At 69.0% G+C, this 22,496-nt stretch carries 22 protein-coding genes; 15 read left to right on the top strand and 7 right to left on the bottom strand.

The genetic code is table 11. The annotated features are described in order from the left end of the window. Window positions 1–12 precede the first annotated feature (12 nt). Entirely contained in the window at window positions 13–687 is a 675-nt protein-coding gene (locus D3869_RS07840) for a Tim44/TimA family putative adaptor protein (RefSeq protein ID WP_175426481.1), read from the bottom strand. A gap of 241 nt (window positions 688–928) precedes the next feature. Here D3869_RS07840 and D3869_RS07835 point away from each other — a divergent pair, with 241 nt between their 5' ends. Both D3869_RS07835 and secB read left to right on the top strand, forming a co-directional pair. Further along, window positions 929–1,522, top strand: coding sequence for an FxsA family protein (locus tag D3869_RS07835; RefSeq protein ID WP_137139591.1), 594 nt, complete (start codon window positions 929–931; stop codon window positions 1,520–1,522). A 100-nt stretch (window positions 1,523–1,622) separates the two neighbouring features. Continuing rightward, window positions 1,623–2,120, top strand: coding sequence for a protein-export chaperone SecB (gene secB, locus D3869_RS07830; protein WP_035670309.1), 498 nt, complete (start codon window positions 1,623–1,625; stop codon window positions 2,118–2,120). 140 nt (window positions 2,121–2,260) lie between these two features. On the opposite strand, the gene rho is transcribed toward secB, so the two are convergent. Further along, entirely contained in the window at window positions 2,261–3,517 is a 1,257-nt protein-coding gene (rho, locus tag D3869_RS07825) for a transcription termination factor Rho (RefSeq protein WP_109069958.1), read from the bottom strand. Between the two features lie 379 nt (window positions 3,518–3,896). On the opposite strand from rho, the gene D3869_RS07820 reads away from it, so the two are divergent. Further along, window positions 3,897–6,638 carry a cation-transporting P-type ATPase gene (locus tag D3869_RS07820; protein ID WP_137139590.1) on the top strand — a complete coding sequence of 914 codons (2,742 nt, stop codon included), beginning with the start codon at window positions 3,897–3,899 and terminating at the stop codon, window positions 6,636–6,638. A 16-nt stretch (window positions 6,639–6,654) separates the two neighbouring features. On the opposite strand, the gene hemJ is transcribed toward D3869_RS07820, so the two are convergent. Beyond that, window positions 6,655–7,083, bottom strand: a complete 429-nt coding sequence (gene hemJ, locus D3869_RS07815; RefSeq protein ID WP_137139589.1) for a protoporphyrinogen oxidase HemJ — start codon at window positions 7,081–7,083, stop codon at window positions 6,655–6,657. Between the two features lie 49 nt (window positions 7,084–7,132). Further along, complete coding sequence (gene hemE, locus D3869_RS07810) at window positions 7,133–8,158, bottom strand: uroporphyrinogen decarboxylase (protein WP_137140598.1); 1,026 nt, start codon at window positions 8,156–8,158, stop codon at window positions 7,133–7,135. A 448-nt stretch (window positions 8,159–8,606) separates the two neighbouring features. Between hemE and D3869_RS07805 the strand changes: the two genes are divergently transcribed. The 5 genes from D3869_RS07805 to dnaQ are packed head-to-tail and all read left to right on the top strand — an operon-like array spanning window position 8,607 to window position 12,232. After that, complete coding sequence (locus D3869_RS07805; RefSeq protein WP_137139588.1) at window positions 8,607–9,467, top strand: pyruvate, water dikinase regulatory protein; 861 nt, start codon at window positions 8,607–8,609, stop codon at window positions 9,465–9,467. Then, window positions 9,464–10,072, top strand: a complete 609-nt coding sequence (locus D3869_RS07800; protein ID WP_137139587.1) for a Maf family protein — start codon at window positions 9,464–9,466, stop codon at window positions 10,070–10,072. The genes D3869_RS07805 and D3869_RS07800 overlap by 4 nt, the downstream gene beginning before the upstream one ends. Further along, on the top strand, window positions 10,069–10,908 hold the full coding sequence (locus D3869_RS07795) for a shikimate dehydrogenase (RefSeq protein ID WP_137139586.1): 840 nt from the start codon (window positions 10,069–10,071) through the stop codon (window positions 10,906–10,908). The genes D3869_RS07800 and D3869_RS07795 overlap by 4 nt, the downstream gene beginning before the upstream one ends. Before the next feature lie 9 nt (window positions 10,909–10,917). Beyond that, a complete protein-coding gene (coaE, locus tag D3869_RS07790) occupies window positions 10,918–11,562 on the top strand; it encodes a dephospho-CoA kinase (RefSeq protein WP_137139585.1) in 645 nt (214 codons plus the stop codon). Next, window positions 11,555–12,232 carry a DNA polymerase III subunit epsilon gene (gene dnaQ, locus D3869_RS07785; protein ID WP_094301386.1) on the top strand — a complete coding sequence of 226 codons (678 nt, stop codon included), beginning with the start codon at window positions 11,555–11,557 and terminating at the stop codon, window positions 12,230–12,232. The genes coaE and dnaQ overlap by 8 nt, the downstream gene beginning before the upstream one ends. Before the next feature lie 154 nt (window positions 12,233–12,386). On the opposite strand, the gene D3869_RS07780 is transcribed toward dnaQ, so the two are convergent. From D3869_RS07780 to D3869_RS07770, 3 genes are read right to left on the bottom strand one after another with little or no spacing between them, the layout of a single operon-like run. After that, entirely contained in the window at window positions 12,387–13,361 is a 975-nt protein-coding gene (locus D3869_RS07780; protein ID WP_137139584.1) for a quinone oxidoreductase family protein, read from the bottom strand. A 21-nt stretch (window positions 13,362–13,382) separates the two neighbouring features. Continuing rightward, window positions 13,383–13,886 carry a methylated-DNA--[protein]-cysteine S-methyltransferase gene (locus tag D3869_RS07775; RefSeq protein WP_137139583.1) on the bottom strand — a complete coding sequence of 168 codons (504 nt, stop codon included), beginning with the start codon at window positions 13,884–13,886 and terminating at the stop codon, window positions 13,383–13,385. Window positions 13,887–13,891: 5 nt separating this feature from the next. Continuing rightward, the gene (locus tag D3869_RS07770) at window positions 13,892–15,910 is read right to left on the bottom strand and encodes a thioredoxin domain-containing protein (protein ID WP_137139582.1); all 2,019 of its coding nucleotides are present in this window, start codon (window positions 15,908–15,910) and stop codon (window positions 13,892–13,894) included. 154 nt (window positions 15,911–16,064) lie between these two features. Here D3869_RS07770 and D3869_RS07765 point away from each other — a divergent pair, with 154 nt between their 5' ends. From D3869_RS07765 to D3869_RS07735, 7 genes are all read left to right on the top strand, one after another. After that, the gene (locus D3869_RS07765; RefSeq protein WP_137139581.1) at window positions 16,065–16,316 is read left to right on the top strand and encodes a DUF6489 family protein; all 252 of its coding nucleotides are present in this window, start codon (window positions 16,065–16,067) and stop codon (window positions 16,314–16,316) included. After that, a complete protein-coding gene (locus tag D3869_RS07760) occupies window positions 16,313–16,672 on the top strand; it encodes a (2Fe-2S) ferredoxin domain-containing protein (RefSeq protein ID WP_137139580.1) in 360 nt (119 codons plus the stop codon). Before D3869_RS07765 ends, D3869_RS07760 begins: the two co-directional genes overlap by 4 nt. Window positions 16,673–16,706: 34 nt before the next feature. Then, on the top strand, window positions 16,707–18,038 hold the full coding sequence (mnmE, locus tag D3869_RS07755; protein WP_137140597.1) for a tRNA uridine-5-carboxymethylaminomethyl(34) synthesis GTPase MnmE: 1,332 nt from the start codon (window positions 16,707–16,709) through the stop codon (window positions 18,036–18,038). 109 nt (window positions 18,039–18,147) lie between these two features. After that, window positions 18,148–20,016: a tRNA uridine-5-carboxymethylaminomethyl(34) synthesis enzyme MnmG gene (gene mnmG, locus D3869_RS07750; RefSeq protein WP_137139579.1), complete on the top strand. Its 1,869-nt coding sequence runs from the start codon at window positions 18,148–18,150 to the stop codon at window positions 20,014–20,016. After that, window positions 20,016–20,630: a 16S rRNA (guanine(527)-N(7))-methyltransferase RsmG gene (gene rsmG / locus D3869_RS07745; RefSeq protein WP_137139578.1), complete on the top strand. Its 615-nt coding sequence runs from the start codon at window positions 20,016–20,018 to the stop codon at window positions 20,628–20,630. Before mnmG ends, rsmG begins: the two co-directional genes overlap by 1 nt. Window positions 20,631–20,679: 49 nt before the next feature. Then, a complete protein-coding gene (locus D3869_RS07740; protein ID WP_137139577.1) occupies window positions 20,680–21,474 on the top strand; it encodes a ParA family protein in 795 nt (264 codons plus the stop codon). After that, window positions 21,474–22,388 (top strand): ParB/RepB/Spo0J family partition protein, encoded by a 915-nt coding sequence (locus D3869_RS07735; RefSeq protein WP_175426418.1) that lies wholly within the window; start codon window positions 21,474–21,476, stop codon window positions 22,386–22,388. The genes D3869_RS07740 and D3869_RS07735 overlap by 1 nt, the downstream gene beginning before the upstream one ends. The last annotated feature ends 108 nt before the right edge of the window (window positions 22,389–22,496 follow it).

Below are 22,496 nucleotides of genomic sequence, written 5' to 3'. Positions count from 1 at the left end.
AGAACCGATCGGTCATTGAGGGGTGCGGGTTTCGACAAGCGCCCAGTTCGGGTCGCTGGCGCGGGTGTTGCGGGCGAAGGTCCAGACGTCCACCGCCTCGACCACGGCGTTCGGATCGCCGTCCACCACGGCACCGGCGCTGTTGCGCACGACGTTCATCTGCTCCGACACGAACTTCACGGTGACCAGCGCGGTGCGGCCGTCCATGCGGGCCTCCACCACATCGGCGTCGGTGATCGTCTCGATGCGCGTTTCCAGCGTCTCGCCCGCCGCTTGGCGCTCGCGCACCGCGCGGGCGAAGTTGTCGTAGACCTCGTCGGACAGCAGCGGGCGCAGGGTGGCCGTGTCGCCCTTGGCGAAGGCCTCCACGATCATCTGGAAAGCGCCGCGGGCCCCCTGAAGGAAGTACTTCTCGTCGAAGCTGGGGTCGGCAGCCTTGATCTGCTCCAGCGCGGTGGCCAGCGACACCGGCTCGTCGGGCGACGGCGCGGCGTTCGGCACGGGCCGCTCGCGGTTGGGCATCGCCACCACATTGTCGGGCTGGTTGTTGGGGCGGGCCGTGAAGGGGTTCGGCCGCTGACGTTCCTCACCGGTGCGGCGGCCGAGCACGCTGCGCAGCCGGTACACGAGAAACGCCGCGATCATCGCGAAGATCAGGATCTCGACGAACACAAACCCATCTCCCATCATCCATCCTTCCGGGTGACTGAAGGCCGGCCCCGAAAACACCGGCCCCGCTTGATCCACTACTGGACCCTCCGGCGGGTGAGCATTAAGTGTACCGGAACGGTGCCGGGACCAAGTCCCTGCTCGCTCTCTCCGCCGAGGATTCCACCCGATGGCCCGTGCCGGAGCTGTTCTCCCAACAAAGATCGGGTGCGTACCCTGGTGTAGATAGGCCCTTGGGGTTGAAAGAGCAAGGACGGCCATGAATCCACTGTTGCTGTTGTTCCTTCTGCTGCCGATCGCGGAAATCGCGACCTTCATCGAGGTCGGCGACTGGATCGGCGCCGGCCCGACGGTCGGGCTGGTCATCCTGTCCGCCGTCCTCGGGTCCGTCCTGATCCGTTGGCAGGGCCTGTCCGTGCTGAAGCGCGCGCAGCAGGCGGCGGAACGTGGCGAGAGCCCGGTCGGCGCCGTGTTCGAGGGATTCTGCGTCGTCGTCGCCGGCCTGCTGCTGATCATCCCCGGTTTCCTGACGGACATCGTCGGAATCCTGCTGTTCGTGCGCCCGATCCGCAACGCTCTGGGCCGCTGGCTGTTCGACCGTATGAAAGGCGCCACCTCCTTCCAGATGCACGGCCGGACTTGGAGCGGCAGCGGCCCCGCCGGCCCGCAAGGCGGCCCGCGCAACCGCCCGCCGCCGGGTGTGATCGACGTCGATTACCAGGAGGTCGACCCCGACGGCGGCCGCCCGGGAAGCGGCGGTCCGGCGGACCGTGACGGGTCGGACGACATGCCCAAGCTGGGTGACTCCCGCTGGGCGCCTCCCGGTTCGCCCCACCGCAACGACCGCGGGTGAAACGCACCGGTTTCACTTTGTGGAGCCCGCGGTTCCGTGCTAGCCAGCGGGTCTTGAAGACCTTTCCATCGTGATGCCGCCCAGCGGCCAGGAGTTGTCCATGTCCGATCAGCAGATCAACGGTCAAGATCAGGAAGCCGCCTCGTCGCTGCCGATGCATGTGCTGGCGCAGTATGTGAAGGACCTGTCCTTCGAGAACCCCAACGCCCCGCAGAGCCTGCTGCCCGGCCAGCCGCAGCCGCAGGTCAACATCGGCGTGGACGTGCAGGTTCAGCCGATGGGCGAGGACGTCTACGAGGTCGTGCTGAAGCTGCATTGCGAGGCCAAGCAGGCCGAGGCGACGGCCTTCCTGGTCGAGGTCGCCTACGGCGGCCTGTTCCAGCTTCCCGGCCTGCCGCAGGAGCATCACCGCCCGGTCCTGCTGATCGAGGCGCCGCGGATGCTGTTCCCGTTCGCCCGCGCCATCGTCGCCGGCTGCACCCAGGACGGCGGCTTCCCGCCGCTGATGATCAACCCGATCGACTTCGTCGACCTGTACCGCCGCCAGACCGCCGGCCAGCAGGCCCAGGCCGAAGAGGCGCCGCAGTCGCCGTTCTGATGACGCGGTTCTGACAGCGCCGTCCTGATCCGAGCCATTGGTTTCGGACAAACAAAAAGGCGGGAGGCTCCATCGGGCCTCCCGCCTTTTTTCATGCCCTCCCCCAGCCTTGGACCGGATGGGGGAGAGGCGACCACCGACTACTGGTTCATGGACTCGAAGAATTCCGAGTTCGACTTGGTGTGCTTCAGCTTGTCGACCAGGAAGTCCACCGCGTCGGTCACGCCCATCGGCATCAGGATGCGGCGCAGGATCCACATCTTGGAGATGGTGCCCTTGTCGACCAGCAGCTCCTCCTTGCGGGTGCCCGACTTGGAGATGTCGATGGCCGGGAAGGTGCGCTTGTCGGAGAGCTTGCGGTCCAGCACGATCTCCGAGTTGCCGGTGCCCTTGAACTCTTCGAAGATCACCTCGTCCATGCGGCTGCCGGTGTCGATCAGCGCGGTCGCGATGATGGTCAGCGAGCCGCCCTCCTCGATGTTGCGGGCCGCACCGAAGAAGCGCTTCGGGCGCTGCAGCGCGTTGGCGTCGACGCCGCCGGTCAGCACCTTGCCCGAGGACGGAACGACGGTGTTGTAGGCGCGGGCCAGACGGGTGATGGAGTCGAGAAGGATCACCACGTCGCGCTTGTGCTCGACCAGCCGCTTGGCCTTCTCGATGACCATCTCGGCGACCTGGACGTGGCGCGTCGCCGGCTCGTCGAAGGTGGAGCTGATGACCTCGCCCCGCACGGAGCGGGCCATGTCGGTCACCTCTTCCGGACGCTCGTCGATCAGCAGGACGATCAGGTAGGCTTCCGGGTGGTTGGTCGCGATGGAATGGGCGATGTTCTGCAGCATCACGGTCTTGCCCGTGCGCGGCGGGGCGACGATCAGCCCGCGCTGGCCCTTGCCCAGCGGTGCCACGAGGTCGATGATGCGGCCCGTGTAGTTCTTCTTGGTCGGGTCGTCGACTTCCATGCGCAGCCGCTCTTCCGGGTAGAGCGGGGTCAGGTTGTCGAAGTTGATGCGGTGGCGGACCTTGTCCGGCGCATCGAAGTTGATCGTGTTGACCTTGAGAAGGGCGAAGTAGCGCTCGCCGTCCTTGGGCGCGCGGATCTGACCTTCCACCGTGTCGCCGGTGCGCAGGCCGAAGCGGCGCACCTGGCTGGGGCTGACGTAGATGTCGTCGGGGCCGGGAAGATAGTTGGCCTCCGGCGAGCGCAGGAACCCGAAGCCGTCCTGAAGAACCTCGAGCACGCCGTCGCCGTAGATCGGAACATCGTTTTCCGCCAACTGCTTGAGGATGGCGAACATCATGTCCTGCTTGCGCAGTGTGCTGGCGTTCTCGATCTGCAATTCCTCCGCGAACGCCAGCAGTTCGGCGGGGCTCTTGCACTTCAGCTCTTGGAGATGCATGGGGGTGCCTTAAGGGAATCGGTCATGCGAGGGGGAGTGCCAGAGGTCCCGGGCCGGCGCAGGGTGCGTCGGTTGAGCGTCGGACGGCGCTGAAGGCTGGGAATGCCTGTCGGACGTCGCGCCCAGATCGTTGGGGAGGGACGGAACGGCGGATGTGGGATGGGTGCCCGCGAGGCTTGCCGCCCCGTGGTGGGAAAGATGGTTAGCGGAACGCCGTCTGCAAGTCAAATGAAAGCGAATTCTTGGAAACGGGGCGGAATCTTGCGCGATTTCGTCCGGGTCACGATGCCGCATCCCCTGTTATCCAGGCCACCGGGACACGACCTGGACGTTCAGGACAGAAGCGGTTTGGCAGGACAGAAACGGTTAGGTTGACATCATGAGCCCGCATGACCGTTCCGCACCCGGAACCATCGTCGCTCCCGAAGCTTCCGCCGACCCCCTGCCCTGGCACGCCCAACCGCCGGACCAGGCCTTGGCCGCGCTGGACAGCCCCGACGACGGGCTGACGCCCGACGAGGCGGCGAAGCGTCAGCGGCGGTACGGCCCCAACCGGCTGACCCCGCCGCCCCGCCGGTCGGCGCTGATGCGCTTCCTGGCGCAGTTCGACAATCTGCTGATCTACGTGCTGGTCGGCGCGGGAATCGTCACGGTCCTGCTGGGCGAGTTCGTCGACGCCGCGGTGATCGCCGGCGTCGTGCTGATCAACGCCGCCATCGGCTATGTCCAGGAAGGCAAGGCGGAGCAGGCGCTGGACGCCATCCGCAGCATGCTGTCGCCGCAGGCGGTGGTTCTGCGCGGCGGCCATCAGGTGACCGTCCCGGCGGAGGATCTGGTGCCCGGCGACCGCGTCCTGCTGGCCTCGGGCGACAAGGTGCCGGCGGACCTGCGGCTGGTCCGCGTCAAGGGGCTGCGCGTGCAGGAGGCGGCGCTGACGGGAGAATCCGTGCCGGTCGCCAAGAGCGCCGACGCGGTGGCCGCGGACGCGCCCCTGGCGGAGCGCGGCGGCATGGCCTATTCCGGCACGCTGGTGGCCCAGGGACAGGCCACCGGCGTCGTGGTGGCCACGGGGGACCGGACGGAGCTGGGCCGCATCGGCACGCTCCTGGCGGGCGTGGAGGAGCTGACCACGCCGCTGCTCGCCCAGATGGCCGTCTTCGGGCGCTGGCTGACCATCGGCATCCTGGCGCTGACCGCGCTGACCTTCCTCTACGGCGCGCTGGTCCAGGGGGAGCCCTGGCCGGAAATGGTCATGGCCGCGGTCGGTCTGGCGGTGGCGGCGATCCCGGAAGGGCTGCCGGCGGTGATGACCATCACGCTGGCCATCGGCGTCACCCGCATGGCCCGGCGCAACGCCATCATCCGCCGCCTGCCGGCGGTGGAAACGCTGGGCTCGGTCGGGATCATCTGCTCCGACAAGACCGGCACGCTGACCCGCAACGAGCTGGTCGTGCAGACCGTGGTGACCACGGCGGGCGATTGCGCGGTGACCGGCACCGGCTACCGCCCCGAGGGCGAGTTCCGCCGCGACGGCAAGGCCCTGGACCCCGCCGCCGATCCCGTCCTGGCCGAGCTGGCCCGCGCCGCCCTGCTGTGCAACGACGCGGAGCTTCAGCGCGGCGAGGAGGGGTGGACGGTGGCCGGCGACCCGACCGACGGCGCCCTGCTGGCGCTGGGCATGAAGGCCGGGCTCGACGCGCGGGAGGAGACGGCCCGCCGCCCGCGTACGGACGTCATCCCCTTCGAATCCGAACACAAGTACATGGCCACCCTGCACCACGACCATGAGGGGCACGGGCTGCTGTACGTCAAGGGCGCGCCGGAGCGCGTTCTGTCCATGTGCGCGCACGTACGGGCCGCGGACGGCGGCAGCGCGCCGCTCGACATCGCCCATTGGCTGGCGCGGGTGGAGGATCTGGCGGCGCGCGGCCAGCGCGTCCTGGCGCTCGCCGGTCGCCCCGCTTTGCCCGGCCAGACCGTGCTCGACATGGACGATGTACGCGAGGGGCTGACCCTGCTCGGCCTGTGCGGCTTCATCGACCCGGCGCGGGAGGAGGCGGTGGCGGCGGTGGCCGAGTGCCAGGCGGCGGGAATCCGCGTCAAGATGATCACCGGCGACCACGCCGGCACCGCCCAGGCCATCGGGCGGCAATTCAACCTGTCGGGCGACGCGGTGTCGGGAAGCGAGCTGGACCGGCTGGACGACGCGGCGCTGGTCGCTGTGGCGCGCGAGGCCGACGTCTTCGCCCGCACCACGCCGGAGCACAAGCTGCGCCTCGTCCGCGCGCTCCAGACGGCCGGCTACACGGTCGCCATGACGGGAGACGGGGTGAACGACGCCCCCGCGCTGAAGCGCGCCGACGTGGGCGTCGCCATGGGCTGCAAGGGGACGGAGGCCGCGAAGGAGGCCGCCAGCATGGTGCTGGCCGACGACAACTTCGCCTCCATCGCCCACGCGGTCGAGGAAGGGCGGACCGTCTACGACAATCTGCGCAAGACGATCCTGTTCATGCTGCCGACCAACGGCGCCCAGGCGCTGGTGATCCTGGTCGCCGTGCTGGCCGGCTACACCCTGCCGATCACGCCCGTCCAGATTCTGTGGGTCAACATGGTCACGGCGGTGACGCTGGGCCTGGCGCTGGCCTTCGAGCCGCCGGAAGCCGCGGTGATGAAGCGCCCGCCCCGCCCGCAGGACGAGCCGATCCTGCCCGGCTTCCTGATCGGACGCATGGTGCTGGTGATGGTGCTTCTGGTCGCCACCAGCTTCGGATTCTTCCTGCTCCACGAGGGACACGGCGACCCGACGCCGGTCGCCCGCACCATGGCCGTCAACGCGCTGGTGATGGGCGAGATCTTCTTCCTGCTGAACGCCCGGGCGGTCACCGCCTCGGTGCTGAACCGGCGGGGGCTGTTCGGCAGCCGCCCGGTGTGGATCTCCATCGGGCTGATGCTGGTCTTCCAGCTCGCCTTCACCTACGCCCCGCCCCTGCAAAGCCTGTTCGGCACGGCGGCGGTGGACTGGACCCAGTGGGTGGCCATGACGGCGGCCGGTCTGGCGATCTTCCTGGCGGTAGAGGCGGAGAAGGCGGTCACCCGCCGGATGATGGGGCGGCGGGGCTGACCGCCGCCCCGTCCCGTCAGAACGGCTTCACGATCACGAAGATGACGATGCCGATCATCAGCAGGGTCGGCGCCTCGTTCCACATGCGGAAGAAACGCTGCGGGCGGGTGTTGCGGTCCGCCTCGAAGTCCTTGCGCCAGCGCGCCATCATCATGTGCGTGCCGGTGAGCGCCAGGACGAACAGCAGCTTGGCGTGCAGCCAGCCCTGCTTCATCCAGGCCGGCTCCATCACGATCATCGTGATTCCGAACAGATAGGCGGCGCCCATCGCCGGATTCATGATGGCGCGCAGCAGGCGGCGCTCCATCACCTTGAACCGCTCCGAGGATTCGGAGCCCGGCGCCGTCTCGCAATGATAGACGAACAGCCGCGGCAGATAAAGAAGCCCGGCCATCCAGGCGATGATGCTGATGACGTGCAGAGCCTTGACCCAGAGATAAAGCACTGGAATCCCCTTCCCTTCCCGTTGCGCACTTTTTGGAACCTGCCGGGGCTTAGCCGCGGTTCGGCCAATCCTTGATCAGACGGGCCAGCTCGGCGACATGGTCCGGCGGCGTTGTCTGGATCACGCCGTGGCCCAGGTTGAAGACGAAGGGCTTGCCGGCGAGCGTCTCCAGAATCTCCGACGCGGCGGTGCGCAGGGCCTCGCCACCGGCGGCGAGCATGATCGGGTCGAGGTTGCCCTGCACCGGCAATCTGGATTGCAGATTCCCGGCCGCCCAAGCCACCGGGACGGTGGTGTCGAGCCCGACCGCATCCACCCCACTGCCCGTGACGTAAGCCTCATAGGAGAGGCCCGCACCGCGCGGGAAACCGATGACCGGAATCGCAGGGTGGCGCGCCTTGATGAGTTCCACGATCCGCCGCGTCGGCTCGATCACCCAGCGGTGGAATTCGCCGGCCGGCAGGACACCCGCCCAGCTGTCGAACAGCTGCACGACCTCGGCCCCGGCCTCGATCTGGGTGCACAGATAGTCGGCGGTCACCTCGACCAGCAGATCCATCAGCGCGCCGAACCCGGCGGGATCGCCGTAGGCCCAGCGCTTGACGTGCGCGTACTCCTTGGACCCCGCCCCTTCGACCATGTAGCAGGCGATCGTCCAGGGCGCCCCGGCAAAGCCGATCAGCGTGGTGTGCGCCGGAATCGCGCGGGAGAGGCGGCGGACGGTCTCGTAGACCGGCTCCAGCCGCTCGTGGAAGCGGTCGCGCGACAGGCGCTTGAGGTCTTCCACGCTTCTCACAGGGTCCAGCTTCGGGCCCTCGCCCTCGAGGAAGGCCAGGGACTGGCCCAGGGCGTGCGGCACCACCAGGATGTCGGAGAACAGAATCGCCGCGTCCATGTCGTAGCGGCGCAGCGGCTGCAGGGTCACCTCCACCGCATGGTCGGGGTTGTAGCACATGTCCAGGAAGCTGCCGGCCTTGGCGCGCAATTCCCGATATTCCGGCAGGTAACGGCCGGCCTGGCGCATCAGCCAGAAGGGCGGGCGCGGACGCGCCTCGCCGGCGAGGGCTGCGAGCATCGGCTTGGCAATCTTGGTCACGGCCTCGGACACGGCGGATCGTTCCCCTATGAGTGAATCGGGTCTGCAGGTTGTCTCCCCTCTACTCAGTATTCTTTTTAAAGAGAGAAAGGAAGAAGGGGTGGTGGGTGCCTGTGGAAAACGGGAATCCCCGCTTTGCGCGGAATCGTCCACAGGCCGGACGGCGCGCTGTGGACGAAAATCGGATTCTGTGGACGACTCCGGACGCTTTCTCCGGAAACGGCGGAAATGCTATATCAGGAAGCCTGGGAATCCCGTGGATAACATGGTCCGCGGGAGTCATTGTACCCATGTTCCGGAGAGGGCGCGCGGATTGTCCCGAAGGGGGCGCCAGCGGGGGCGACGAGTCCCGCCCGGAGGGACAGAATCCAGGAGATCCCCGTTGTCCACAGATTCGGACGGGTTCTCCACAACACGTTGGGGACGGATGAGACAGTTCCACCTGCATCTTGTGTCGGACGCGACCGGCGAGACGATCAACAGCGTCGCCCGCGCCTGCGTCATCCAGTTCGACGATGTTCGCCCGGTCGAGCATTTCTGGAATCTCGTGCGGACCGAGCGTCAGCTCGACATGGTTCTGGAGGGCGTCCAGGAGAATCGCGGCCTCGTCATGTTCACGCTGGTCGACGAGAAGCTGCGCCGCCGCCTCCAGGACTTCTGCCGCGAGGTGCAGGTCCCCTGCATCCCGGTGCTCGACCCGCTGATCAACGCGCTGGCCGCCTTCCTCGGCGTGGAATCGCAGCGTCAGCCCGGCCGCCAGCACGCCTTGGACGCCGAGTATTTCGGGCGCATGGACGCCATGGACTTCGCGCTGGCCCACGACGACGGCCAGTCGAGCTGGGACCTGCACGAGGCCGACGTGATCCTGATGGGCGTGTCGCGCACGTCGAAGACGCCGACCTGCATCTATCTGGCGAACCGCGGTATCAAGGCGGCGAACATCCCGATCGTTCCCGGATGCCCGATGCCGCCGGAGATCGAGAAGCTGACCCGGCCGCTGGTCGTCGGCCTGACCAAGGACCCCGACCGTCTGGTGCAGATCCGCCGCAACCGGCTGAAGCTGCTGAACCAGAACGAGTCCTCGACTTACGTCGATCCCGAGGTGGTGCGCGCCGAGGTTACCGACGCCCGGCGCATGTTCACCCGGCGCGGCTGGCCGGTGATCGACGTGTCGCGCCGCTCCATCGAGGAGACGGCGGCGGAGATCATGATGCTGCTCGCCCGCCGCCAGTCCGGCGGCCTGCCCGGCGTCGTTCCAGGCGTCGTTCCCGAGGGGCCGGTGACGTGAGCGGAGCGGCTCCCAGGGTCGTCCTCGCCTCCGGCTCCCGCACGCGGGCGGAGATGCTGGAGCGCGCCGGGGTGCGCGTCGCGCTCGCCCCCGCCGCGGTGGACGAGGAGGAGATCAAGCTGGCCGCCCGCGCCGAAGGCGCGCCGGTCGAGGATGTCGCCGAGGCTCTGGCCGAGCTGAAGGCGCAGCGCGTCACCCGCAAGCATCCCGGCGCCCTGGTGATCGGCGCCGACCAGATGCTGGAGTGCGAGGGCCGCTGGTTCGACAAGCCGGCCGACCGCGACGCCGCGCGGGCCCAGCTTCAGGACCTGCGCGGCAAGACGCACCGGTTGGTGAGCTGCGCCGTGGTGATCCGCGACGGCGAGCGGCTGTGGCACCATGTCGACCGCGCCCGCCTGGCCATGCGTCCCTTCAGCGACGCCTTTCTGGACTCCTACCTGAACGCGGCGGGCGACGACGTTCTGGGGTCGGTCGGCGCCTATCACTTGGAAGGGATGGGTGCGCAACTCTTCCACCGGGTGGACGGCGACTTCTTCACGATCCTCGGGCTGCCGCTGCTGCCGCTGCTCGGGTTCCTGCGGGTGCATGGGGTGATTGCGGAATGACGATCAGCGGCAAGGCGAAGCTGGCCGGGGTGTTTGGCTGGCCGATCAGCCATTCGCGCTCGCCCCGGCTGCACGGCTATTGGCTGGAGCAGTACGGCATCGACGGCGCCTATGTGCCGCTGGCCGTGCCGCCCGACCGCATCGAGCAGGCCATCCGGGCCCTGCCCGCGCTCGGCTTCCGCGGCTGCAATGTGACGGTGCCGCACAAGGAGGCCGCCTACCGCACGGTCGACCGGCTGGACGCCACCGCCAAGCGGATGGGCGCCGTCAACACCATCGTGGTCGGCGAGGACGGGTCGCTGGAGGGCCGCAACACCGATGGCTTCGGATTCATTGAGAATTTGAGGAGCGGCGCGCCGGGCTGGTCCGCCGCGGACGGTCCGGCGCTGGTCATCGGGGCCGGCGGTGCGGCACGCGCCGTCGTCGCCTCGCTCCTCGACGAGGGCGCGCCACGGGTCTGGCTGGTCAACCGCACACGGGCCCGGGCGGAGGAGCTGGCCGCCGACATCGGCGGCGCCATCGAGGTTGCCGATTGGGTTTCACGTGAAACCCTCCTCGAAGGGGCGGCGCTGGTGGTGAACACGACGACGCAGGGCATGGCGGGCCAGCCGCCTCTGGAGCTGGACCTGCGTGCCCTGCCCGGTTCGGCGGTCGTCACCGACATCGTCTACACGCCCCTGATGACTCCGCTGCTGGCCGCGGCGCAGGCCCGCGGCAACCGGGTGGTGGACGGCGTCGGCATGCTGCTCCATCAGGCCCGCCCCGGCTTCGCCGCCTGGTTCGGCCGGGAGCCGGAGGTGACCGAGGGGCTGAAGACGGCTGTTCTCCAGGGCTGAGGTCGCGCGATGATCGTCTTGGGACTGACCGGCTCCATCGGCATGGGCAAGAGCACGGCGGCGCGCATGCTGAAGCGCATGGGCGCGCCGGTCTGCGACAGCGACGCGGTGGTGCATGGCCTGCTGGGGCGCCACGGCGCCGCGGTGCCAGCCATCGACGCGGCCTTCCCCGGCGTGGTCGTGGCGGGTGCGGTGGACCGGCGGGCTCTGGGCGCGGCGGTCTTCGGCAACCCGGCGGCGCTGAAGCGGCTGGAGGCGATCCTCCACCCGGCGGTGCAGGCGGCACAGCGGCGCTTCCTGAGGCAGGCGGCGCGTCGCCGCGTCCGCGTGGCGGTGCTCGACATCCCCCTGCTGTTCGAGACCGGCGGGGAGCGCAAGGTGGACCGCACCGTGGTGGTCACCGCCCCCTTCCTGGTGCAGAAGTCACGGGTGCTGGCGCGGCCGGGCATGACGCCGGAGAAGTTCGCCGCTATTCTGGCCCGGCAGATGCCCGACGCGGAGAAGCGGCGGCGCGCCGACCATGTCGTCAACACCGGCGACGGGCGGCGGGCCACCCGGCGGGCGCTGCGCAACATCCTCGCCGACGTGAAGCGGCGCCGCGGACGGCAATGGCCGCCGCGGGGATACCAGCCCGGACAGGTGGTTCATGCGTGAGATCGTCCTCGATACGGAAACGACCGGCTTCAAGCCCGAGGAAGGGCACCGGCTGATCGAAATCGGCTGCGTCGAGCTGCACAACCACGTCGCCACCGGCAAGACCTTCCACTGCTACGTCAACCCGGAGCGCGACGTGCCGCCGGACGCCGTGGCGGTGCACGGGCTGACGACGGAGTTCCTGTCGGACAAGCCGCTGTTCAACGACGTGGTGGCGGAGTTCGTGGCCTTCATCGGCGACGCGCCGCTGGTGATCCACAACGCGGCCTTCGACATGCACTTCCTGAACTGGGAGCTGCGGATCGCCGGCTATCCGGTGATGCCGAAGGACCGGGCCATCGACACGCTGCTGATGGCGCGGCAGAAGTTCCCCGGCGCGCCGGCCACCCTGGACGCGCTCTGCAAGCGCTTCGGCGTGGACAATTCCAGCCGCACCTACCACGGCGCGCTCCTCGATGCCCAGCTTCTGGCCGAAGTGTATCTGGAGCTGCGCGGCGGGCGTCAGGCCGGTCTGGCGCTGGCCTCCGGCCCGGCGGCAGGCGGTCCCGCGGCGATCCGCATCGACCGCCCCTACCGCGCCCCGCGCGCCCACGCGCCGAGCGAGGAGGAATTGGCGGCCCATGCGGAGCTTCTGAAGAAGCTGAAGAACCCGCTCTGGGCCGCCGAATGAGTTGTTCCCTCTCCCGTCTCGGGAGAGGGTGCCTGCGAAGCAGGCGGGTGAGGGTCGCACGAGGATCAAGGCACTGGTCCTTGCCAACACCCTCACCCTCCCACACTCGCGCGTGGGTCCCTCCCTCTCCCGGGGCGGGAGAGGGCTTTGAACCTTACGGCAGCAGCACCGTGGACCCGGTCGTGGCGCGGGACTCCAGCGCCCGGTGGGCCTCCGCCGCGTCGCGCAACGCGAAGGTCTGGCCGACGTTGATCGTCACCCCGCCGGAATGCACCACCTCGAACAGGTCGGCGGCGCTGGCCATCAGGTCGTCGCGCTTGGCGACGTAGCTGAACAGGGTCGGGCGCGTGACGTAGAGCGAGCCCTTGGCAGCCAGGACCTGGAGGTCCAGAGGCGGGACCGGGCCGGACGCCGCGCCGAACAGCACCATGAAGCCGCGCGTCCGCAGGCAGTCAAGGCTGTCCATGAAGGTCGTCTTGCCGACGCCGTCATAGACCACCGGCACGCCCTGCCCGTCCGTCAGATCCTTCACGCGGTTCACGAAGTTCTCGCGCGTGTAGACGATGGGATGGTCGCAGCCGGCGGCACGGGCCAGCTCCGCCTTCTCGTCGCTGCTGACCGTGCCGATCACGGTGGCGCCCAGATGCTTCGCCCACTGGCAGAGGATCTGGCCGACGCCGCCCGCGGCGGCCTGGACCAGAATGGTGTCGCCCGGCTGCACCGCGTAGGTGGAGCGCAGGAGGAACTGCGCGGTCATGCCCTGGAGCAGCATGGCGGCGGCCTGCCGGTCCTCGATCCAGCTCGGCAGCGGGATCAGCCGGTCGGCGGGGGCGAGGCGGGATTCGGCGTAGGCGCCGATCAGCGGCGCGTAACCCACCCGGTCGCCGGGCTTCAGCGTCGTCACGTCCGGCCCCACGGCCTCGACCACGCCGGCGCCCTCGGTCCCGATGATGGCGGGAAGCTGCGGCAGCTTGTAGGCGCCGGAGCGGTGATAAGTGTCGATGTAGTTCAGCCCGACGGCGGTCTGGCGCAGGCGCACCTGACCGGGGCCGGGGTCGCCCACCTCGATCTCGTCCCAGCGCAGCGCTTCGGGTCCGCCGTAGTCGTGGATGCGGATCGCGTGAACCATGGTGGTTGGTCCCTTCCGTTTTTATAGAAGCTGAAGCTCCAGCGTATCGCCGGCCTGGTCCGCTGTCACCCGGTACCGCCGCTCATGGCGGAGCAGCCAGTCCTTGGTCCGCAGGCCGCCCAGGCCGGAATAGCCGCCGGGCGCGCCGCCGCCCCCGACGATGCGGTGGCAGGGAATGATCACCGGGATCGGATTCGCCCCGCAGGCCCCGCCGACGGCGCGCGGCGCCGTTTCCAGCATCCGCGCGACGTCGCCGTAGGTCAGGACGCCGCCGTAGGGAATGGCCCGCATCGCCGCCCAGACCTTCTGCCGGAAGGCGGTCCCGCGGGGGGCCAGCGGCAGGTCGAACTCCAACCGCGTCCCGGCGAAATAGTCGCGGAGCTGGCGCGCCGCCTCCTCCAGCACGGGGTCCGGCCGGTCGTCGCCCAGCCGTCCCCAGTCGAGCGCCAGGACGGCACCGTTCGCGCTGGTCAGGGTCAGCAGGCCCAGCGGGCTGTCGACGGTCAGGCTGCCGGTCGTCGTCATGGCGGTCATCTCCCGGTCAGGGCGGCGGCCAGCGCGTCGGGCGCGGTCACCGGCGGGGAGCAGGTCATGCCGGTGCAGACATAGGCGGTCGCCACCCCACCCTGCATGCCCTTGCCGTGGGCCGGGTGCCCGGCGGGCAGATCCGTCCCCGGCGGCAGGACGCTGAGGATGCGGTCGGGAAGCGGACGGTCGAGCACCGCCCGGCGCAGCGCCGCGGTGTCCGACGCCCGCGGGTCGCCGACGATGACGATCTGCAGGGCCTTCTGGAGAAGCTCCGCCGCGTTCAGATAGGTCGGCAGCGGGAAGAAGTTGCGGCTCAGCTCGCCGGAGAAGGAGGCGGCCAGGGCGTCCGCCCGCTCCCGGTAGGCGGCCTCGCCGGTGCGGTGGTGCAGGGTCGCCAGCACGGCCAGCATGGTGCCGTTGCCGCTGGGCGTCGCCGCATCGCCGGCCGACTTGGTGCGGACGATCAGGTCATCGGCGTCGTCCGCCGTGTAGAAGTAGCCGCCGGCCTGGGAGTCCCAGAAATGCGCGTCGAGCACCCGCACCCAGGCCCGCGCCTGCTCCAGCGGCTCCGCGTCGCCGGTCGCCTCGTGCAGGGCGAGTGCTGCGCGCGCCATGTGGGCGTAGTCGTCGAGCGTCGCCCGGTGCTTGAGCTGCCCGGCCCGCCAGCTGTGCAGCAGACGCCCGTCCTCGGTCATGCGGTCGCGGACGAAGGCGTAGGCGCGTTGCGCGGCCGCGATCCATTCCGGCTCGTCGAAGACCATGCCGGCCTGGGCGAGGGCCGCGATCATCAGGCCGTTCCAGTCGGCCAGCACCTTGTCGTCCCAGCCCGGCTTGATCCGCTTTTCGCGCTCCCGCCAGAGGATCGCCCGCTGTTCGGCCAGCGTCGCCTCGGTCTCGGCGTCCAGCGCCTCGATGCGGTGCAGCCGGTTGAGGATGGTCGCCCCCTCCCAGTTGCCCTGCGGCGTGACGCCGTAGGCGCGCTTGAAGACCTCCCCGCCGGAGCCGAGGAGACGGTCGATCTCCTCCTCGTTCCAGATGTAGAAGAGTCCCTCCTCGCCCTCGCTGTCGGCGTCCTGGGTCGCCGCGAAACCGCCGCCATCGGCGATCATCTCGCGCAGCGCCCAGCCCACCGTTTCACGGATGCGCGTCTCGAACAGCGGCTCCCGCTCCGCCTGCCAGACCAGGGTCATCAGGTCGAGAAGCTGGGCGTTGTCGTAGAGCATCTTCTCGAAATGCGGCACCAGCCACATCTCGTCCACCGAGTAGCGGGCGAAGCCGCCGCCCAGATGGTCGTAGATGCCCCCCTGGCTCATATGGGCCAGCGTGTTGGTGACCGCCTCCCGGTAGGGTTCCTTGCCGGTGCGCAGCCAGGCCCGCCACAGCAGCGTGAAGATCGGCACCTGAGGAAATTTCGGGGCGTGGCCGATGCCGCCGTGGAAGGGATCGACCTCGCGGACCAGCCGGTCGGCGATCTGGTCGAGCATGGCGAGGTCGACCTCCCCCGCCGCCCGGTTCTCGGCCAGCTTGCCCAGCGCGTCCTTCAGCGCGGCGACGTTGCGGGTCACGTTCTCCGGCTTGTTGCGGTAGGTCTCGGCCACGCCGCGCAGCACGTCGGGGAAGCCGGGGCGCCCGTAGCGCGAGGCCGGCGGGAAGTAGGTGCCGCCCCAGAAGGGCTCGGCCTCCGGAGTCAGGAACATGGTCAGCGGCCAGCCGCCCTGCTGCCCCAGCATGGCCAGGGCCGACTGGTAGATCTGGTCGACGTCGGGCCGCTCCTCCCGGTCCACCTTGATGTTGACGAACAGCTCGTTCATCAGCGCGGCGATTTCCGGGTTCTCGAAGCTCTCGTGCGCCATCACGTGGCACCAGTGGCAGGCGGCGTAGCCGACCGACAGCAGCACCGGCTTGTTCTCGCGCTTGGCCCGTTCGAAGGCGTCGCGGCCCCAGGCCATCCAATGGACGGGGTTGTCCTTGTGCTGGAGCAGGTAGGGGCTGGTCTCCCGGCCAAGCAGGTTCGCGGGCATCGCAGGCGTTTCCGGTCTGTGGCGTGGTTGGGAATAAACTGGCGCGGCGGTGCCGTTGCGCCAGGGCTTCCTATCTGTATAGTGGGGCATGAGCCGAAGCGGCGCTCAACCCTTAATTTCCCGCGCACCGCGCGCTCTCCAAGGGAATGGGGCCATGAAGATCACCATCGACATCGACTGCACATCCGAGGAGGCGCGCCACTTCCTGGGCCTTCCCGACGTCAAGCCCATGCAGGACGCCATGATGCAGGAGATCCAGGACCGCATGCAGGCCTCCCTGCTCGCCATGGATCCCGAGACGATGATGAAGACGTGGCTGCCGGCGGGAATTCAGGGCATGGAGCAGCTTCAGAAAATGTTTTGGTCCCAGATGGCCGCCGCCATGGGACAGGATGGACGCAAGTGACCGATCCGAAGCCCTACTTCGAAGCCCATGTTTTCTCCTGCACCAACCGCCGCCCCGACGGACACAAGCGCGGCTCCTGCGCCGCCCGGGGTTCCGAAAAACTCCGCGACTACATGAAGGCGCGAGCCCGCGAGCTGGGCCTGGACGGCCGGGTGCGCATCAACGCCGCCGGCTGCCTGGACCGGTGCGAACTGGGGCCGGTGCTGGTCGTCTATCCGGAGGGCGTCTGGTACACCTACCGCTCCTTCGCCGATGTGGACGCGATCCTGGAGACGCACCTGATCGGCGGTGGCCGTGTGGAACGGCTCATGCTGAAGCCGGAACAAAAAGAATTGCTGCCGGAACAGGTCGGCTGATCGTTCCGGAACCGGCACGATGATCTTTGGCACAATGATCCCGACGATCTTTGCCCTCGCCACCGCCCCCGGCCGCGCCGGTGTGGCGGTGGTTCGCGTTTCGGGCCCGGCCTCCGGCGACGCGCTCGCTGCCCTGACCGGCAAGTCCCTGCCCAAACCCCGCATGGCCACGCTCGTCCGGCTGCGCGATCCCAAGACCGGGGAGGCGCTGGACGACGCCCTGGTGCTGCGCTTCACCGCCCCCCGCAGCTTCACCGGCGAGGACGTGGTCGAGCTGCACCTGCATGGCGGGCGCGCCGTGGTCGCCGGCGTTGTGGAGGCGCTCTCCGCCCTGCCCGGCCTGCGCGTCGCCGAACCCGGCGAGTTCACCCGTCGCGCCTTCGAGAACGGCAAGCTCGACCTGACCGAGGCCGAGGCGGTGGCCGATCTGGTGGACGCCGAAACCTCCGCCCAGCGCCGTCAGGCCCTGCGACAGATGGAGGGCGCGCTCGGCAAACTCTACGACGGCTGGCGCGAGAGGCTGACCCGGTCGCTGGCCCACATCGAGGCCGACATCGACTTCCCCGACGAGGATCTGCCGTCCGGTGTGTCGGACGCCGCGCGTCCCGTGCTGGACGCCTTGGCCGCCGAGATCGACGCCCATCTCGACGACCGTGGCCGCGGGGAACGGCTGCGCGAGGGTCTGCACATCGCCATCGTCGGCGCGCCCAACGCCGGCAAGTCGAGCCTGCTGAACGCCCTTGCCCGCCGCGAGGCCGCCATCGTCTCGGCCCGCGCCGGCACCACCCGCGACGTGATCGAAGTCCATCTCGACCTCGGTGGCTACCCGGTGGTGCTGGCCGACACGGCGGGCCTGCGCGAGGCGGCCGCCGACGAGGTCGAGGAGGAAGGCATCCGCCGTGCGCTCGACCGGGCTGCGCGTGCCGACGTGAAGGTCGCCGTGTTCGACGCCACCGCCCTGCCCACGCTGGACCCGGCGACGGTCGCCCTGCTCGACAAGGACACGGTGGTGGTGCTGAACAAGACAGACGTTGTCGATGCCGCGGTGCCGACGGTCGGCGGTTGGGAGGCCGTTGCGGTCTCCGCCCGGACCGGTGCCGGCCTGCCCGAGTTGGAGCGGCGTTTGACGGCGTTTACCGCCGACCGGCTGGCTGGCAGCGGCGCCCCGGCGCTGACCCGTGCGCGGCACCGCTCCGCCTTGGAGGGGTGCCGGGATGCCCTGCGCCGCGCCTTGACCGCCCCCCTGCCGGAGCTGATGGCCGAGGATGTGCGACTGGCGAGCCGCGCCCTCGGCCGCATCACCGGGCGTGTCGATGTCGAAGATTTGCTGGATGTGATCTTCCGGGATTTCTGCATCGGCAAGTGAGCCGAGCGGGGCGTGACAAACGCGCCGCGCCGCTCTGTTTCACGTGAAACACGGGCTGCGCGGCGTCGCGGCGCTTGGCGTCCGGCGCTGACTCGGCTATGGTCCGGCCATGCGAACGTTCGACGTCATTGTTGTCGGCGGAGGCCACGCCGGTTGCGAGGCTGCCGCCGCCGCGGCGCGCATGGGTGCGCGCACCCTGCTGCTCACCCACAAGCTGGACACCATCGGTGAGATGTCCTGCAACCCGGCCATCGGCGGGTTGGCGAAAGGCCATCTGGTGCGCGAGATTGACGCGCTCGACGGCGTCATGGCCCGCGCCATCGACCGCGGCGGCATCCAGTTCCGCATCCTGAACCGCAGCAAGGGACCGGCCGTCCGCGGCCCGCGCGCCCAGGCCGACCGCAAGCTGTACCGGCAGGCGGTGCAGGCGATCCTCGCGGAACAGCCGAACCTGTCCATCGAGGCCGGCGGCGCCGAGGACTTGACCATCGGCGAGGATGGGCGGGTCACCGGTGTGGTCACCGGGTCCGGCGAGACCCTCGCGGCGGGAAGCGTGGTGCTGACCACCGGCACTTTCCTGCGCGGTCTGATCCACATCGGTGAGGAAACCACCCCGGCGGGTCGCGTCGGCGAGGCGCCGTCCATCGGCCTGTCCGACACGCTGGCGCGTCTGGGCTTCCCACTCGGCCGGCTGAAGACCGGCACGCCGCCCCGGCTCGATGGCAAGACCATCGATTGGGACGCTCTGGAGAAGCAGCCCGGCGACACGCCGCCCCCGCCCTTCTCCTACCTGACAGACCGGATCGACACGCCGCAGATCGACTGCGCGATCACCTGGACGACCCCGGAGATGCACGCGCTGATCCGCGGCAACCTCCACCGCGCGCCGATGTACTCCGGCCAGATCCAGAGCACCGGCCCGCGCTATTGCCCGTCCATCGAGGACAAGGTGGTGCGCTTCGCCGACAAGGAGCGCCACCAGATCTTCCTGGAGCCGGAGGGGCTGGACGACGACACGGTCTACCCGAACGGCATCTCGACCTCCCTGCCCCGCGACGTCCAGGTCGGCTTCCTGAAGACGATGCCAGGGCTGGAGCGGGCGGTGATGATCCGCCCCGGGTACGCCATCGAGTATGACTTCGTCGACCCGCGGGAGCTGAAGCCGACGCTGGAGACCCGCCGGACCCCCGGCCTGTTCTTCGCCGGCCAGATCAACGGAACCACCGGCTACGAGGAAGCCGCGGCGCAGGGATTGATGGCCGGCATCAACGCCGCCCTTCTGGCCGGCGGCTCGGCGGAGGGCTTCGTGCTCGACCGCGCCGACGCCTATATCGGGGTGCTGGTCGATGATCTGATCACCCGCGGGACCAACGAACCCTACCGGATGTTCACCTCGCGCGCCGAGTACCGGTTGATCCTGCGCGCCGACAACGCCGACCAGCGGCTGACGCCGAAAGGCCTCGCGATCGGCTGCGTCGGGTCGGCGCGGCGCGATGCCTTCACGGCGAAGGCTGAGGCGCTGTCCGCCGGCCGCACGCTGGTGCGTGCGCTCCAGGCCACCCCGGCGGAGCTGCAGCGGCAGGGCATCGCGGTCAACCAGGACGGTGTGCGCCGGACCGCTGCCGATCTGCTGCGCTACCCGGACCTCGATCTTGCCACCCTTGCCCGGCTGTGGCCGGAGCTGTCGGCAGTCCCCGCCGATGTTGTCGAGCAGCTGGAGATCGACGGGAAGTACGCCGGCTATCTCGACCGGCAGGAGGCCGACATCCGTGCCTTCCGCAAGGACGAGGCGCTGGAGCTTCCCGATGATCTCGATCCCGACAGCATCGGCAGCCTGTCGGCGGAGATCCGGCAAAAGCTCCGGCAAGCCCGCCCTGCGACTTTGGGGGCGGCGGCCCGCATCCCCGGCATGACGCCGGCGGCGCTGGTTGCCCTGCTCCGCCACGTGAAACGGCGCGACGTGAAGGTGGCCGTCTGATGAGCCTGTTCGATGCCGCGGCCTTCCAGGCTGAGACCGGTGTTTCACGTGAAACGCTCGACCGCCTCGCCGCTTACGAGGCGACGCTGCGCAAGTGGCAGCCGAAGATCAACCTCGTCGGCCCCTCCACCCTGCCCGACGCTTGGCGCCGGCATTTCCTGGACTCCGCCCAGCTTTACCCGCTGCTGCCCGAAGGGACGCGGGTGCTGGTCGATCTCGGCAGCGGAGCCGGCTTTCCCGGCCTCGTCCTTGCCATCCTCGGCGTGCCGGAGGTCCATCTGGTGGAGAGCGACTCCCGCAAATGCGCTTTCCTGCGCGAGGCTGCGCGGGTGGCGGGAGCGTCGGTTACCGTACACAACAAGCGGATCGAGGCGGTGCCGCCGATCGCCGCCGATGTGGTGACCGCCCGCGCCCTGGCGCCACTGAACGACCTGCTGAGCTGGGCCCATCCCTTCCTTCAGGACCGGGGTGCGGCACTGTTTCCCAAGGGGCAAAATGTGGCGGACGAATTGACCGATACCACCAAATATTGGAAGATGCGGACCGAGCGTTTCGACAGCCGCACCGACCCCACCGGAACCATCCTGCGTGTGAGTGGTATCGCCCGTGTCTAAGACCGCGACCCTGATGCATTCCCGCTCCGAGGCTTCCCGAGAGGCTGACATGCCCTCCGTCCTTCCCTCCGCCCGCGTCATATCGATTGCCAATCAGAAAGGCGGCGTGGGCAAGACCACGACCACCATCAATCTGGCAACCGCTCTGGCCGCCATCGGCAAGCGCGTCTTGGTGATCGACCTCGATCCCCAGGGCAACGCCTCCACCGGCCTCGGCATTCCGCGCGCCGAACGTCGTGTCGGCATCTACGACGTGCTGTTCGACGGCATGCCGCTGGAAGACGCCGCGACGGTGTCGACGGTGCCGAACCTGTCGATCATCACCTCCTCCGTCGATCTGTCCGGCGCGGAGGTCGAGCTGGTCACCTCCGAGCGGCGCGAGTTCCGGCTGCGCGAGGCGGTGGACAAGAGCGCGCTGGAATACGACTACGTGCTGATCGACTGCCCCCCGGCGCTCGGCCTGCTGACTCTGAACGCGCTGGTCGCCTCCCACGCCGTGATGGTGCCGCTGCAGTGCGAGTTCTATGCGCTGGAGGGCCTCAGCCACCTCGTCCGCACCATCGAGCGGGTGAAGCGCGCCTTCAACCCGGACCTGGACATCCATGGCGTCGTGCTGACTATGTTCGACAAGCGCAACAACCTGTCCGACATGGTGGCCGCCGACGTCCGCGGCTTCTTCGGGGAGAAGGTCTACGACACCGTCATCCCGCGGAACGTGAAGGTGTCGGAGGCGCCGTCCCACGGCAAGCCGGTGCTGATCTACGACATGCGCTGCCCCGGGTCGCAGGCATACATCCATCTGGCCGGCGAGGTGCTGCGCCGTGAGAAGAGGCTGAGCGCGTGATGGAGGATACCAAACGTTCGGACGGCGGTGCCCGCCGTGCCAGCCTGGGCCGGGGCCTGTCCGCCCTGTTCGGCGAGGCGGCCGAGGATTACTCCGCGCTCGACAAGGTGCGCCAATCCAAGCAGGTGCCCATCGAGTTCATCCATCCCGGCAAGTACCAGCCGCGCCGCACCTTCGACGATGAGGCGCTGCAGGGGCTGGTCGAGTCGATCCGCGACAAGGGCATCCTCCAGCCCCTGCTCGTCCGCCGGGACCCGGAGACGACCAACTCCTACGAGCTGATCGCCGGCGAACGTCGCTGGCGGGCTGCGCAGATCGCCGGCCTCCACGAGGTGCCGGTCGTCATCCGCGAGCTGTCGGACCGTGAGGCGCTGGAAATCGCGCTGATCGAGAACATCCAGCGCCAGGACCTGACGCCGCTCGAAGAGGCCGAGGGCTACAAGCGCCTGATGGAGGAGTTCGAGCACACGCAGGAGGATCTGGCGCGCTCGGTCGGCAAGAGCCGCAGCCACGTCGCCAACATGATGCGCCTGCTCGCCCTGCCCGACCCGGTCAAGGGCATGGTGCAGGACGGGGCGCTCAGCGCCGGCCATGCCCGCGCGCTGCTCACCTCCTCCGATCCGGTCTCGGTGGCGCGCGAGGTGGTCAAGCGCGGCCTGAACGTCCGGCAGACCGAAGACCTGATGCGCGGCAGTGCGCCGGTCAAGGCCAAGAAAGCGAGTGGTGCGCGCGGCGGTGCCGCCACCGACCCGACGCTCAAGGACGTCGATCTGGTGAATCTGGAGGAAGAGATCTCGGCCCGGATTGGGCTGAAGGTCGCGATCACCCCGCAGGGCAAGGGCGGCTCCATCACCATCCATTACCAGACGCTCGATCAGCTTGACGACGTGCTGCGGCGCCTTGGTGGTGAGTAGGAAGTCGCGGAACCAAACTGTCACTTTAGTGAAACGGCACTAACATGAAATCCCCCTAAACAGGGTCGTCCGGCCGCAGCGACGCGGCCGGAGCCGACACAGAGGGGA

The sequence above is a fragment of the Azospirillum brasilense genome, from assembly GCF_005222205.1.
GTDB lineage: Bacteria > Pseudomonadota > Alphaproteobacteria > Azospirillales > Azospirillaceae > Azospirillum > Azospirillum brasilense_G.
Note: the sequence above shows the minus strand (reverse complement) of the source record. Positions and strands in the feature narration are given on the sequence as shown.